This is a genomic window from Caballeronia sordidicola (assembly GCF_002220365.1).
In the GTDB taxonomy this organism is placed as follows: domain Bacteria; phylum Pseudomonadota; class Gammaproteobacteria; order Burkholderiales; family Burkholderiaceae; genus Caballeronia; species Caballeronia sordidicola_C.
Genome location: NZ_MTHB01000070.1, coordinates 1 through 14,684, shown reverse-complemented (window position 1 = coordinate 14,684; position 14,684 = coordinate 1). Strand labels below are relative to the sequence as shown.

The following is a 14,684-nucleotide window of genomic DNA, read 5'->3' as shown; positions in this document are numbered from 1 at the left end:
TTGGCACCTGCCCGTTAAGATCAGGGCATGAGTTGCCTATCCGTGGCCTGTTGGCTGCATGAAAGGCCGCATGGCTTCGGGCCGCACTCGATCCGGCTCGCCGTGTGCAAGACATTGCCTAATGGCTTTGCCTAAGTGGCTTTGCCTGAATGGTGTCGTCGCTGAATCCAAGCGGTTCATTCTTCTTTCCTGCTTTTTTCGAGCGCGTCTCAATGTGGATCGTCAACGTTGCGCTAAAGCGGCCCTACACGTTTATCGTGATGGCCATCCTGATCCTGTTGGCAACGCCGTTTGCGCTCCTGACAACGCCGGTCGACGTGCTGCCGGACATCAACATTCCTGTCGTCAGCATTATCTGGACTTACACGGGCCTGTCAGCCGAGGACATGGCCAACCGTATCACGCAGGTCAATGAGCGCAGCCTGACCACGACCGTCAACGATATTGAACATATCGAGTCGCAGTCACTGCCCGGCATCGCCATCCTGAAGGTGTTCCTGCAACCCACCGCGAACATTCAGACGGCCATTGCCCAAACGGTGGCGGTGGAGCAGGCGCAGTTGAAGCAGATGCCGCCGGGTGCCACGCCGCCGCTCGTGATCAGTTATTCGGCCTCCAGTATCCCGGTGATCCAGCTGGGATTGTCCAGTCCCACGCTCTCCGAGCAGGACCTGAACGACTCCGCCCTGAACTTCCTGCGCCCGCAGCTGGTGACCATTCCCGGTGCAGCCGTGCCTTATCCCTATGGCGGTAAAAGCCGGCTGATCTCGGTCGATCTGGATACGCGCGCGCTGCTGGCGAAAGGCCTGACGCCGTCGGACGTGGTGAGCGCCTTCAATGCGCAGAACCTGATCCTGCCGACCGGCACGGCCAAGATCGGCATGAAGGAATACACGATCAACATGAATGGTTCGCCGGCCACCATAGCCGCGCTGAACGACATTCCGGTGCGTACGCTCAATGGTGCAACCACTTACCTGAGAGAGGTCGCCCATGTACGCGACGGCTTCTCTCCGCAGACGAATATCGTGCGTCAGAACGGGCATCGCGGCGTGCTGATGTCGGTGATGAAGAACGGCAGCGCATCGACGCTGTCTATCGTCGATGCGCTTTACGCGCTGCTGCCGAACGCCCGGGCCTCGTTGCCAGCAGACCTCACCATCACCCCGCTTTTCGATCAGTCGGTGTTCGTCAAGGCAGCAGTGCAGGGCGTGATCCACGAAGCGCTGATTGCCGCCGCACTGACGGCCGCGATGATCCTGCTGTTCCTCGGCAACTGGCGCAGCACCTGCATCATCGCGGTTTCCATTCCGCTGTCGATCCTCTCATCCCTGCTTGTGCTGCATGCGCTCGGGCAGACCATCAACATCATGACGCTCGGGGGGCTCGCGCTGGCGGTGGGTATCCTGGTCGACGATGCAACGGTGACCATCGAGAACATCGAGCGGCACCTGCACATGGGTACGGACCTGCACGAGGCCATTCTTGAAGGGGCCGGCGAAATCGCAGTTCCCGCGCTCGTCTCCACGCTGTGTATTTGTATTGTGTTCGTGCCGATGTTCTTCCTGACCGGCGTGGCGAAATTCCTGTTCGTGCCGCTCGCCGAAGCCGTGGTGTTCGCGATGCTCGCGTCATACATCCTGTCGCGTACGCTGGTGCCAACACTCGCGATGTTGCTGATGGGCCACGCGCACAAGCCGAAGAACGGTTCGAAGCCGAATCTGTTCATGCGGCTGTATCACCGTTTCGATGCGGGTTTCGAGCGCATGCGCGCCACCTACATCGTGATCCTGAGCACGCTGCTCGTGCGCCGCCGCATGTTCGCATCGCTGTTTCTTGGCTTTTGCGTGCTGTCGGTGGGACTGGTGTTCGTGCTCGGTGAAGACTTCTTTCCGACGGTCGACGCCGGCGACATCCGCCTGCATATGCGCGCGCCGACCGGCACGCGCATCGAGGAAACCGCGCGGCTGGCTGACCAGGTCGAAGAAGTGGTGCGCCAGGTCGTGCCGGCGGATCAACTCAACACGCTCCTCGACAACCTTGGCTTGCCGTATAGCGGCATCAACTTGTCTTACAGCAACGCGGGCACGATCGGTACGCTCGACGGAGAAATCCAGGTGGCGTTGAAGCCGGACCACGAACCCACGCAGAACTTCGTGGACAAGTTGCGCGCCGTGCTGCCGCAGCGTTTTCCAGGCGTCGAGTTTTTCTTCCAGCCTGCGGACATCGTGACGCAGATCCTGAACTTTGGGTTGCCGGCCGCCATTGACGTGCAGATTTCCGGGGCCGACCAGAAGGGCAATTTCGCAGTTGCCGCGAAGCTCATGAAAGCGATCCGCCAGATTCCCGGCACGGTGGACACGCACATCCAGCAGAAGCTCGACGAACCCGCGCTCAACCTTCAGATGGATCGCACCCGGCTCCAGCAGCTCAACCTCACGGCGAACAACGTCGCGCAGAACGTACTGATTTCGTTGTCGGGCAGCTCGCAGACATCGCCGGGTTTCTGGTTCAACAACAAGAACGGCGTTGAGTATTCAGTCGCGGTGCAGACACCGCAGTACCAGATTTCATCGATCGACGAACTGCTGCGCACGCCGGTTTCAGGCAGCGCCACCGGGCCCACGCAGTTGCTTGGCAACCTCGTGCAGGTCACGCCGCAAAGCCAGTTCGCGGTAGTCACCCACTACAACATCCGCCCGGTCATCGACGTGTTCGTGAGCGTGGAAGGGCGTGACCTCGGCAGCATTGCGACAGAGGTCGACAAGCTCGTGAACCAGGCCCGCGCAACGTTGCCGCGCGGCAGTCAGATCGTCGTGCGCGGCCAGGTCGCGACCATGCGTTCGTCGTTCTTCGGCCTGGGTGTCGGTGTGGCAATGGCGATCGTGCTGGTGTATTTGCTGATCGTGGTGAATTTCCAGTCGTGGGTCGACCCGCTGATTATCGTCAGCGCGTTGCCGGCGGCGCTTGCCGGTATCGTCTGGATGCTGTTCCTCACCGGCACGCACCTGAGCGTTCCGGCGCTCACCGGGGCCATCATGACGATGGGCGTGGCGACCGCAAACAGTATCCTGATGGTGTCCTTTGCGCGCCAGCGGCTGCAAGCCGGCGCACCTCCGCTGACCGCGGCACTGGAAGCCGGTGCAAGCCGTATCCGGCCGGTGCTGATGACGGCCTTCGCCATGATCATCGGCATGATTCCGATGGCGCTTGGTTTGGGCGAGGGTTCCGAACAAAACGCGCCGCTCGGCCGCGCGGTGATCGGCGGATTGTTGTTCGCTACTGTTTCCACACTCTTTTTCGTGCCGCTCGTGTTTGCGGGTATTCACAGCCGGCTGGCCCGGCGGCGTGATCGTTCGGCGGGTGACCGGGATGATCATGGCGGCGGGAGTTCAGGCGGCGGTTCAGGCGGCAACCCAGGCCATGATGGCCCGGGCCATGGCGCCGGCGAGCACGTTCCAAGTTAAATATGGCTGACTGATATGACTGAAAAATCTCATGCTTCGCTGGCGATTCCCGCAAGGGATACCGAGGACGGGCACGCGTTGCCGCCTCGGGGCCGGGAATGGAAACGCGCGAAGATCGCCGTCATCGTGGTGCTGGTCCTGCTCGTGCTTGGCGCCGGACGCACGGTGGTGTCGGACGTGATGCAAAGCCACTCGGTGGCTGCAACCTCGCAGCAAAACGCGAAGGTGTACGTGAACGTCATCTTGCCCAAGCAAGCGGTGGGTGGCGGCAACACCCTGCTGCCGGGCACGTTGCGCGGTTACGTGGAGTCGCCTATCTACGCACGCGCCACGGGTTATCTGTTGCACTGGTATGCGGATATCGGCACGCGGGTGAAGCAAGGCCAGTTGCTCGCCGATCTCGATACGCCTGAAATCGACCAGGAACTCGCGCAAGCAGTGGCGCAACGGGATCAGACCTCGTCCAGTCTCGTGCTCGCGAAGAGTTCCTTCGATCGCTGGCAGCAACTGCGCCAACGCGATGCCGTCTCTCAACAGGAACTCGATGAACGCCAGAGCACCTACACCCAGGATGTCGCGAATCTTGCGGCAGCAAACGCCAACGTGCAGCGCCTGAAGCAGCTTGAATCGTTCAAGCGCATCGTCGCGCCGTTCGCGGGTGTGGTGACGCAGCGCAACGTGGATGTGGGCGATTTGATCGATGCGGGCAGCGGCGCGAGCCGTGCGCTCTTCGCGCTGGCGCAGTCGGACCCGCTGAGAGTCTATGTACAGCTTCCGCAGGCTTATGCGCAGAACGTGACGCAAGGGCAGGATGTCATCGTCACGCAGGCGGAGTTGCCGGGCCAGCAGTTCCACGGCTCGATCGCTCATATCTCCGGCGCGATCGACGTCCCGACCCGGTCGCTGCAGATCGAAGTGCGCTTGCCCAATCCCGATAGCAAGCTGCGGCCCGGTGCGTACGTTCAGGTTTCGCTGCCTGCTACCGTGCGGGCGCCCTTGCTGGTGCCGGGCAACGCGCTACTGTTCCGCTCCGAAGGGCCACGGGTTGCGGTCGTCGATCAGAACGGCAAGGTCGATCTGCGCAAGATCGTGATTGCGCAGGACCTGGGGCAGTCGCTGGAGATTGAAAGCGGCATTGAAGCAACCGACAAGATCATCATCAATCCAAGCGATTCCATTGCAGACGGTGACCATGTCCTGATCGCGCCGCAGCAGCCTGCCAAGAAGGGGACATCGTGAAGCGCGCGCGCCCGAGGCCGGTTCAGTGGCCGATTCAGTGGCCGATTCTGCCGGCACGGCTCAAGAGCCTCAAGACCCTCAAGACCCTGATCGCGAGTACGACCGTGGTCGCATCCGGAGTGGTCCTGCTGTCCGCCTGCACGGTTGGGCCGGACTACAAGCAGCCTCACGCCGATGCACCGCCCGCGTGGCACACCGATTCGTACTGGCGTCTCGCCGAGCCGTCGCACGCGCCGCTGGCCCCGCAATGGTGGGCGAGTTTCGGCGATGAATCGTTGAATGGCTTCGAACAGCAGGCGCTTGCGCAGAACCAGACGCTCGCCGCCGCAAGTGCCCATTACGCGCAGGCGCGTGCGACGCTCGCCAACAACCGTGCGCAGCAGGTGCCCGAGGTCGATCTCGGCGCGAGCGGGTCACGCTTCCGGATATCGCAGAACCGGCCACTGACCAACTACGCCACGCCGACACAGTCGACGGTGCAGAACAACATCACGGTCGGTCCGACTATCAACTACGACACCGACCTGTTTGGCCGGATTCGCCGCGAAGTCGAAGGAGCGACAGCGTCTGCCGAGCAATCGCGAGACGATCTCGCCAACGCGCGGCTCGTGTTGACCACGGACCTCGCGAGCGACTACTTTTCGATGCGCGAACTCGATGCCGAGATCGACGTGTTGAACCGGTCAGTCGTCCTGCAGCAGAAGGCACTGGATTACGTGAGCACTGAGCATGACCTCGGTTCGGTGTCCGGGCTCGACGTGCTGCAACAGAAATCCGAACTCGATTCCACGCGGGTCCAGGCTCGCCTGCTGCTCAACCAGCGCGCCCAGTTCGAACATGCGATCGCCGCGCTGATCGGCGTGCCCGCACCGCAGTTCGCCATTGCGCCGAAGGTGATCGATGCTTCCGTCCCCACGATCCCGCTTGGACTGCCGAGCGATCTGCTGCAGCGGCGTCCTGACATTGCGTCCGCGGAACGCGCGATGGCGGCTGCAAATGCGCAGATCGGCGTGGCGAAAGCTGCGTTTTTCCCGAGCCTTTCGCTGATGCCGGGCATCGGCTGGGAAAGCACGCAGTTCGCCAGCCTGCTGACCGCGCCCACGCTGATGTGGACCCTGGGCGCCACACTCGGCCAAGTCGTCTTCGATGGCGGCCGGCGCGCCGCCAATGTGGACTTTGCAAGCGCCGGTTATCAGGCGGCCGAAGCAAACTATCGCCAGACGGTGCTTAATGCATTCCAGCAGGTGCAGGATGGCGTGACCGGGTTATCGGTGCTCGATGCGGCATCGAAGGAGTCGCAGGAGGCCGTCACGGACGCGCGGCGTTTGCTCTCGCTCGCCAACGATCGTTATTCGGGCGGGCTGGTTGCCTTCCTCGATGTGATCACCGCTCAGCAGTCGCTGCTCACGAGCGAGCGTCAGGATGTGCAGATTCATGGCCAGCAATGGACGATGTCGGTGTCGCTGGCAAAGGCGCTGGGGGGCGGCTGGGACGTCAACGCGGCAGCACCGGAGAAAACGGCGGCAACCAACCCGCCAAACTGATTTGACGCGCGATTGGCGGGTCCCGACCCGGACCGCGCTGGACCACGCGAGACCGGGTTACGCCACTCGCCGCAGGGAGAGAGAAAACGTTTTTCTATAATGGGAAGACGTACACAAGAAGGCGCGCATGAAATTGCTCATCGTGGAAGACGAACACAAGGTCGTTGACTATCTGCGCTCCGGCTTGACGGAGCAGGGGTGGATTGTCGACGTAGCCCTTGACGGCGAGGAGGGCACGCATCTCGCGATCGAATTCGACTACGACGTGATCGTGCTCGACGTCATGCTGCCCAAACGCGACGGCTTCAGCGTGCTGAAGGCGCTGCGCGCGCATAAGGCGACCCCCGTCATCATGCTGACCGCGCGCGACCAGATCAACGACCGGGTGCGGGGCCTGCGCGAAGGCGCCGACGATTACCTGACCAAGCCGTTCTCCTTCCTGGAACTGGTCGAGAGGCTGCATGCGCTGGCGCGGCGCACCCGCGTGCAGGAGTCGACGCTGATCTCGCTGGGCGACCTGTATGTCGATTTGATCGGCCGGCGCGCCACGCGTGACGGCGTGCGGCTGGACCTGACGGCCAAGGAATTCCAGTTGCTGAGCGTGCTGGCGCGCCGCCAGGGCGATATCCTGTCGAAGACGGCAATCACCGAACTGGTCTGGGACGTCAATTTCGACAGCCATACCAACGTGGTGGAAACCGCGATCAAACGTCTACGGGCCAAGCTGGACGGCCCCTTCCCGACCAAGTTGCTGCACACGGTGCGCGGCATGGGCTACGTTCTGGAGGTCCGCGAAGAAGCGGGAACATCATGAATCGATCAATCGCCCGGCGTCTGGCTTTCATGTTCGCGGCCGTCGCGCTGTTTGTCTTTACGCTGGTCGGAACCGGGCTTTTCCTGGTGTTGCGCACGCAACTCGAATTGCATTTGCGCGAGTCGCTCGACGACCGCACGCAGATCGCGCGGATCATCGTGTATCACGCGATCACGCCTGAAAAATGGAAAATGGCGCGCGAAAAGCTCACTGACATGACTCCGCGCGACGGCGTCACGTTGTATTCAGTGTGGAGCGCCGATTCGTCCTACCACTTCGGCAAACCGGTCACCGGACAGGTCATGGACCGATGGTCGGGCGGCTACGAACGGGTACGAACCGGCCCCGGCAGCGAAAACGACATGCTGACCAACACGGTCGAGCTTCCCGCTTATGGCACGCGGCCAGCGGTGATGCTGCAGGTCGCGGCCGGTTATTCGGCCAACGCGCGAACCATGCGCGCCTTCGGCTTTGCGCTAGCGGCTTTGTCCGCCCTGGGTAGTCTCGGGGTGCTGCTGCTGAGTTATTGGGTCACCCGGATCGGGCTTGCGCCGCTCACGCGGCTGACCCGGGACGCGTCGGCGGTGAGCCCGAACAATCGCTCGCAGCGGCTGAATACGCGCTCGCTGCCGCTGGAACTCAACGATCTGGCCAACTCATTCAACGGAGCGCTCGAGCGTCTTGACGGCGCTTACGGGCGCCTTGAATCGTTCAATGCCGATGTCGCGCACGAGTTGCGCACGCCCGTTACCATCCTGATCGGGCAGACCGAAGTGGCGCTGACCCGCAACCGCTCTGTGGAAGATTTGCGTCACACGTTGCAGTCGAACCTGGAAGAGTTCGAGCGCATGCGGGCGATCATCAACGACATGCTGTTCCTCGCCCGGGCCGATCAGGGCGAACGCGCGACGGGACTGGTCGATGCGTCGCTGGCTGCAGAAGTTGCCCATACGCTGGAATTTTTAGAGATCCCGCTCGAGGAGGCGCACGTGCGTGCGATCGCTGACGGCGACGCGCTCGTGCGGGTGAACAAGTCGTTGTTTGGCCGGGCGTGCATCAATCTCCTGATGAACGCGATCCAGCATTGCGTGCCAGGATCGACCATCAAGGTTTCGATTGCGCGTGAAGGCGACTTGGTGCGCGTGGCCGTGACCAATCCGGGGGAGCCTATTGAGCCCGCCGTGCTCGATCATCTGTTCGACCGGTTTTACCGCGCCGAGGTCTCGCGGACCAACAGCCGTGAGAACCATGGACTGGGCCTGGCAATCGTCAAGGCGACCGCGGAAATGCATGGTGGCAAGGTGTTTGCTGCGAGCGCCGGGGGCTTTAACACATTCGCGTTCTCGGTCGCCGCGTCGCGCAGCGAGCAGGAGAGTGTGCCTGGAATGCCGGCCGCCAATGCGCTGGTGGAAGCGTCGTCCGGCGCGTCGTCCGGTGCGTCGTCCGATGTCCCCTTGCAACCGGCGTCGGCAAGTCACTGAATGTGATGTTGGTACAAGGCTTGCCCGGCGCTTCGCGCGCCGGGGAGCGGCCCCTCGGGCAATAATCCCCTTTATTCGTCTTTTCCGCGCCACTGAGCGCGGCATCTGCAATCATTTTCAAAAGATAGGTTGTCGTACAACATGGTCGATGATATTCGCGTCCCCATCCGATGTCATCAAGCCTCCGTATCGATCTTATCCCACGCGGGATCAAATCGTGGGAACGACCATCCATAAGGGAAAAGACGATATCTGTCCGATCTTGAACGGGAGGGCGAAGGGATCGCGTTTAAGGGTTTACGGTGATAGAAAACCTGCCCTGCGACAGTTATGTTCTCATACGACAACATACATCGATAAATGCGCCGCGAAGCTGATCCTGGCCGCGGTCCATTTGTGTCGCGTGGCGGCATCGGCCTCAAATCGATCCGCAATAAGATCCATACAAAGAGCGAGGAGACGAAATGATTCTGTCCGGCCGTTTGTCGGCGAAGCTGGGGGCACTGCGCATGGCGTTGAGCGCAGTGGCGGCGGTTACCGCGGTGTCCATGGTTACCGCACCTGCCGCGCACGCGGCGGACCCGGTGGCGATCAACATCGTGGATGTGGCAGGCAACCTGCAACTGACGCAGAAGGCGTTCGAGGCCTTCAAGGCGAAGTACCCGCAACTCGTCTCCAGCATCACGTTCACGAACGCGCCCGCGCCGCAGTTGCCCGGCAAGATCAAGGCGATGCAGGCTGCCGGCCGCTCGGATATCGACCTCGTGCTGACCGGCACGGACGCGCTTGCCGCGGGTATCGAACAAAAGCTCTGGATGAAACTGCTGCCGGATCAGGCCGCGGCATTCCCGGGCGTACTCGATAAATACGCGCCCGGTCCGCGCAAGATGCAGGACTTGGCGCAAGGCTACGGGATTGAAGTGACGTACATGCCCGCGGGTCCGCTGATCGAATACAACCCGGCCAAGGTGACCGATCCGCCGAAAACGCCTGAGCAATTGCTCGCATGGTGCAAGGCGCATCCGGACAAGCTGATCTATGCACGTCCTGCCAATTCCGGTCCCGGCCGCACTTTCCTGATGGGCTTGCCGTATGTGCTCGGCGACAAGAATCCGCAAGACCCGATCAACGGCTGGGACAAGACCTGGGCGTTCCTGAAGCAGTTGAACGACTGCATTCCGTATTACCCGGGCGGTACGTCAGCGGTGATGAAGGAGTTGGGCGAAGGCTCGCGTGACATGACGGTGACCGTGACCGGCTGGGACATCAACCCGCGCGCCCTTGGCCTTGTGCCGGCCGAATACAAGGTCCAGGCCTTCGACAACATGACGTGGGTCAACGATGCCCACTACATGGTGATCCCGAACGGCGTGCCGAAGGAAAAGCTCGAGGTGCTCTACAAGATGATGAACTTCATGCTTGAACCCGCACAGCAGGCCATGACCTTCGATGACGGTTATTTCTATCCGGGTCCGGCAGTCAAGGGCGTGACCATCGACTCGGCCCCGGCGAAGAGCCAGGAAGTCATCAAGAAGTACGGCCGGCCTGAATACGCGAAGCTGCTGGCTGACCGTCCGCATGTGGTGCCGCTGAGCGCCACCGCGATGGTCGCCGCGTTCCAGAAGTGGGACCGCGAGATCGGGTCGCAGAAATCGAAGTAATTTTCGCGGCCGTGCAGCGGCTTGATGATTGCTTTAGAGCAATCAAGTCAAGTCCGTTGCACGGTGTCGTTATCAGCCTCAGGAACCTGCCATGAAGCATCAGTTTGATGAGTTGCGTCTTGATTCGGTCAGCCGCAGTTTCATGAACGCCGAAGGTCAGGCGGTCGCGGCGCTCCGTGGTCTTGCCTTGAACATCCAGCGCGGCGAATTCATCGCGCTGCTCGGGCCGTCCGGATGCGGCAAGTCGACGGCGCTTAATTGTATTGCCGGCTTGCAACCGCTGACCGGCGGACAGATCTGGCTCGACGACCAGCGGATTGACGTCCTGCCGCCGGAAAAGCGCGGCTTTGGCATGGTGTTCCAGAACTACGCGCTGTTCCCGCATATGTCCGTGCTCGACAACGTTGGGTTCGGCCTCAAGATGCGCGGCATTGCGAAGAGCGAAGCCGCCCGTCGCGCCTATGAAGCGCTGCAGATGGTGCAGCTCATTGGTCAGGAGAAGAAGCTGCCGGGGCAATTGTCCGGCGGTCAGCAGCAGCGCGTTGCGATTGCCCGCGCAATCGTGATCGAACCGTCACTCGTGCTGATGGACGAGCCGCTGTCGAATCTCGATACCAAGCTGCGCATTGAAATGCGTGCCGAGATCCGGCGCATTCACAGCCAGCTCGGACGCGCGACGATCTACGTGACGCACGACCAGGACGAAGCGCTCTCGATGGCCGACCGCATTGTCGTGATGCGGGAGGGGAGCGTGCAGCAGGTCGCGTCGCCGAAGGAAATCTATGAACGGCCCGGCAACCTGCATGTCGCGCGTTTCTTGGGTTATCGGAACGTGGCCCAATTTACGCTGGAAGGCATGCAGGGCGAAGGAGTGGCCGTGAGCTCGGACGGCGTGCGGCTGATTGGCATGCCAATGGCCGGCTTCGACAGCAAGCGCGTGAGTGTCGCCATGCGTCCCGAAGACCTGGAACGCGCTGCGCCGGGAGCCGAGAATGCGTTCGATGCAGAGGTACTGACGGTGGAATACGGCGGCCACGATTCGCTGATCCGCGTGAAGGCCGCGTTCGGCAATCTGTGGGCGCGCGTGACAGGTGACGTGGCGGTAGGTGAACCCATTTGTCTGCGCGTTCCTCCATCACGCACGCTGGTGTACGACGGGGAAACGCCATGAGCTCGCCAACCCTGCCAAATGCTCCCCTGCCGGCTGCAGTCCCGCGTGACGCCAAAGCGTGGTTGGTTTCTCCCGCGCTGATCTTCATCCTCGCGCTGTTTGTTTATCCGTTCGTGTACGGCCTCGTGCTGTCGTTCCAGCCGATGAACGGCGGCTCCGCCTTCGCCAACTACATCGCCTTTTTCACCGATACGGCGATGTGGCCGACCATCATCGTGACCTTGAAGCTAGCGGTGCCGGCGACGATCATCAACGTAGGTCTGTCGGTTCCGGTCGCGTTCGCTTTGCGCCGGAATTCGCCGTATCAGAAGTTCGTGACCACGCTGCTGGTGATCCCTGTGACGCTCGGCACCGTGCTGATTGCCGATGGCATGCTGACCTATTTCGGTCCGAACGGCTGGTTCTCGCAGGCGGTGCATGGACTGCATTTATATAGCGATGAAGTGCGTCTCACGCATAACTATTGGGGCGTGTTGATATCGCTGATCGTGTCGGGGTTTCCGTTTGCCTTTCTGCTGACGCTCTCGTACGTGACCGGCATCGACCCGACACTGGCGCGCGCCGCGGCCACCTTGGGGGCCAGTCCCTGGGAGCAGTTTCGACAGATCTACCTGCCCCTGCTGATGCCGGGGCTGACCATGGCCGCGTGTTTGTCATTCGTGCAGGCGTTCTCGGTGTTCCCGTCGGCGGTGCTGCTCGGTGCGCCGGCCGGACCCACGCGGGTGATCTCGATAGCCGCGGCTGAAGCCGCATTCGAAAGCTATGATTATTCTCTCGCCTCCGCGATTGCGATGGTGATGGGCTTCGTACAGTTGCTGGTGGTGGCAGGCATGCTGAGCACGCGCCGCTTCTTCTACACAGGTCCGGTGACCGGAGGTAAAGGCTGATGGCGACCGATAATCATGCACCTGCCTGGACAGTTCCCACTTCCCCGCAAGCCTCGGCTCCTCGCGACAGCCGCAACGACGGTGCACAACCGGCCAAGCCGATGAAACCGCGCTTAAGCCTTGGGGACCGGCTCTGGAAGCTATTCGTCTGGGGCGCGATGGCGTTTTTCCTGTTCAACGTCCTGTTGCTGATTGCAACCGTGGCTGTCAACTCGGTCGCGACGCGCTGGTTCGGCACGCTGCTGCCGCCCGGGTTCACTCTGCACTGGTACGCTCAGGCATGGAGCGACTTCCAGCTTGCGAGCGTGTTGTGGGTGACGATGGAGGTGGTTGGCGCCGTGGTGATCCTGTCAATCGCACTGGGCGTGCCGGCCGCCTATGCGCTTGCCCGCGTGCAATTTCGAGGCAAGCGTTTCGCGATGCTCGTGTTCCTGCTGCCGCTGATGGTCCCGCCCGTCACCTACGGCATCCCGATGGCAACCGTCATGTACAAGGTTGGTCTTGCCGGGACGTTGAGCGGCGTGATCCTGGCGAACCTGGTACCGGCGCTGCCGTTTGTCATTCTCGTGATGACACCGTTCATTGAACAGATCGATCCGAACCTTGAAGCAGCCGCACGTATTTTTGGTGCGAACACGGCGAAGTATTTCCGCTATGTGCTGTTGCCGCTGCTGATGCCGGGCATGTTGGCTGCGGGCTTGCTGGTGCTCGTTCGCACTATCGGCATGTTCGAACTGACGTTCTTTACCGCCGGGCCAACCACGCAGACGTTGGTGGTCGCGCTGTACTACGCGGTCTTTTCGACGGGTGTGCGCGCGCCTCAATCCATTGATGCAATGGCGATGATCTACATGGCGATCACGCTGGTATGGGTATTGATCGCGCTGCAGTTCGTGAGCCCGACGCAACTCGTTTCGCGGGTCAAGGAACAGCGGTAGTGATGGGCGAGCAGCCGTGAGCAGTCACCTTAGAGTGGGATTGGCGACCGATCTGCTGGTGCGTGCGGGCGCGACGGTGATGTTTGCCGACGTGCCCGAACTTCGCGATGGCGTGTCCCACTTGACGAGCCGCGCTGCCAACGCCGAGGTTGCGCGGGCGATCATCCGCGAGATGCGGTGGTACGACACGTATCTGAAGCGTGGCGGCGCGGATCGCAGCGCGAACACGACGCCCGGAAACGAGAAAGGCGCGTTGTCGAATATTGTCGAGCATTTGAAGTTGCATAACGCGCTTACTTTGTTTAATCCCGCGCCGGTGACCTGATCGGCCGGTTGTTGAAAATGCCTATGCGGTTGTTTACATGACTGTTGTCAGCCGATAGAGAATCCGGCTGGACAGCGCTGGTCTCTTTTCCCTCGCATTACCATCCTTCGTTTCATCTCCTCAGCAACATTCGCTGGTGTATCCATATTCGTCGCTGTGATTTTCGCTTCGTTTTTTGGATTGTCTCGCCAACCCCTTTCTCCCTCTACAAGATGACGCGGCAACCATGGCCGGAACATCGTCGATGGTTGCTTCCTACACGTTTGAGCCTCATCGCGTTGCTCAGATCCGGGCGCGTCGGAATCGGATACGTGACCGGCATTCCAAACTGATGAAACCCTTATAAAACAGGACTTGAATCAGGGTTTTCGATCGGCACCCCGGGTTTTCCATATGGTTTTCACCGGCATGCGCAAACGTTCTCTGCGCTCTCTCGCACTCTTTCGAATCATCTCCCCAGGCTCACGTGGCGCAGCGCACAGAACGCTTCTCCCATGCTGTCATTCTAGGTTCACATCGCGTCCTTGATTGATGAGGAACGCGGAACAAAGACGCGTTTAAATCCGGGGGAAATATGAGTACTGCTTATAAAAAGAATCTGAAGACCGCACTTAGAGTGAGTTGCATTGTTATCGCCAGCGCTATTCCGCCGATGGCCAATGCGCAAGCCGGGAGCACACTACTTTCAGCGGCGCCGTTGCTGCCTTGTTATGACAGCCATCACAAGCTGATGGCGGGAAATTGCGGACCCGTGAACGATGGATATGGCATGGAGTCCGATGCATCCAGCTCGGAGACGTCGGGTTCTGCCGTGGCGTCGGCGACTGGGTCTAATACGGGCATCGCCGCTGAAGGGCACGGCGGTAATTCGTCGAACGGGACTTCAGGCAGCGGTGCAGGATCAGGTAACCAAGGCAAGGGGACGGGGAGCGGAGCCTCGGCTGGTTCGTCGGGTAGCACCTCTGGCGGCGGCACGGGCGGCAGCGGGAGCGGTACATCAGGGCCATCCGCAGGCAGTGCGAACGGAGCAGGGTCCGGCAGCAGTAACAGTAACGGCAACGGCAACGGCAACGGCAACGGCAACGGCAACGGCAACGGCAACGGCAACGGCAACGGCAACGGCAACGGCAACGGCGGTTCGGGCGGCGGGTCAGGTG

General features: G+C 61.3%; 9 protein-coding genes and 2 pseudogenes. All 11 read left to right on the top strand.

From position 1 onward, the window contains the following. The first annotated feature begins 212 nt into the window (after nucleotides 1-212). Nucleotides 213-3,467 carry an efflux RND transporter permease subunit gene (locus BSU04_RS11890; RefSeq protein WP_089160816.1) on the top strand — a complete coding sequence of 1,085 codons (3,255 nt, stop codon included), beginning with the start codon at nucleotides 213-215 and terminating at the stop codon, nucleotides 3,465-3,467. Nucleotides 3,468-3,482: 15 nt separating this feature from the next. After that, entirely contained in the window at nucleotides 3,483-4,706 is a 1,224-nt protein-coding gene (locus tag BSU04_RS11885; protein WP_089160791.1) for an efflux RND transporter periplasmic adaptor subunit, read from the top strand. Nucleotides 4,707-4,792: 86 nt separating this feature from the next. After that, nucleotides 4,793-6,250: an efflux transporter outer membrane subunit gene (locus BSU04_RS11880; RefSeq protein ID WP_089160815.1), complete on the top strand. Its 1,458-nt coding sequence runs from the start codon at nucleotides 4,793-4,795 to the stop codon at nucleotides 6,248-6,250. 127 nt (nucleotides 6,251-6,377) lie between these two features. Continuing rightward, the gene (locus tag BSU04_RS11875; protein WP_047846805.1) at nucleotides 6,378-7,064 is read left to right on the top strand and encodes a heavy metal response regulator transcription factor; all 687 of its coding nucleotides are present in this window, start codon (nucleotides 6,378-6,380) and stop codon (nucleotides 7,062-7,064) included. Continuing rightward, nucleotides 7,061-8,545, top strand: a complete 1,485-nt coding sequence (locus BSU04_RS11870) for a heavy metal sensor histidine kinase (RefSeq protein WP_089160790.1) — start codon at nucleotides 7,061-7,063, stop codon at nucleotides 8,543-8,545. Before BSU04_RS11875 ends, BSU04_RS11870 begins: the two co-directional genes overlap by 4 nt. A gap of 509 nt (nucleotides 8,546-9,054) precedes the next feature. After that, a complete protein-coding gene (locus BSU04_RS11865) occupies nucleotides 9,055-10,206 on the top strand; it encodes an extracellular solute-binding protein (protein ID WP_373452823.1) in 1,152 nt (383 codons plus the stop codon). A gap of 91 nt (nucleotides 10,207-10,297) precedes the next feature. Beyond that, the gene (locus tag BSU04_RS11860) at nucleotides 10,298-11,377 is read left to right on the top strand and encodes an ABC transporter ATP-binding protein (RefSeq protein ID WP_089160788.1); all 1,080 of its coding nucleotides are present in this window, start codon (nucleotides 10,298-10,300) and stop codon (nucleotides 11,375-11,377) included. Beyond that, complete coding sequence (locus tag BSU04_RS11855) at nucleotides 11,374-12,264, top strand: ABC transporter permease (protein WP_089160787.1); 891 nt, start codon at nucleotides 11,374-11,376, stop codon at nucleotides 12,262-12,264. The genes BSU04_RS11860 and BSU04_RS11855 overlap by 4 nt, the downstream gene beginning before the upstream one ends. Further along, on the top strand, nucleotides 12,264-13,202 hold the full coding sequence (locus tag BSU04_RS11850) for an ABC transporter permease (protein WP_089160786.1): 939 nt from the start codon (nucleotides 12,264-12,266) through the stop codon (nucleotides 13,200-13,202). Before BSU04_RS11855 ends, BSU04_RS11850 begins: the two co-directional genes overlap by 1 nt. Beyond that, nucleotides 13,183-13,473 (top strand): annotated as a pseudogene (gene garD, locus BSU04_RS11845) (galactarate dehydratase); the annotation flags it as partial. The gene BSU04_RS11850 and the pseudogene garD, both read left to right, overlap by 20 nt. A 628-nt stretch (nucleotides 13,474-14,101) precedes the next feature. Beyond that, nucleotides 14,102-14,684: pseudogene (locus tag BSU04_RS11840) on the top strand (hypothetical protein); the annotation flags it as partial.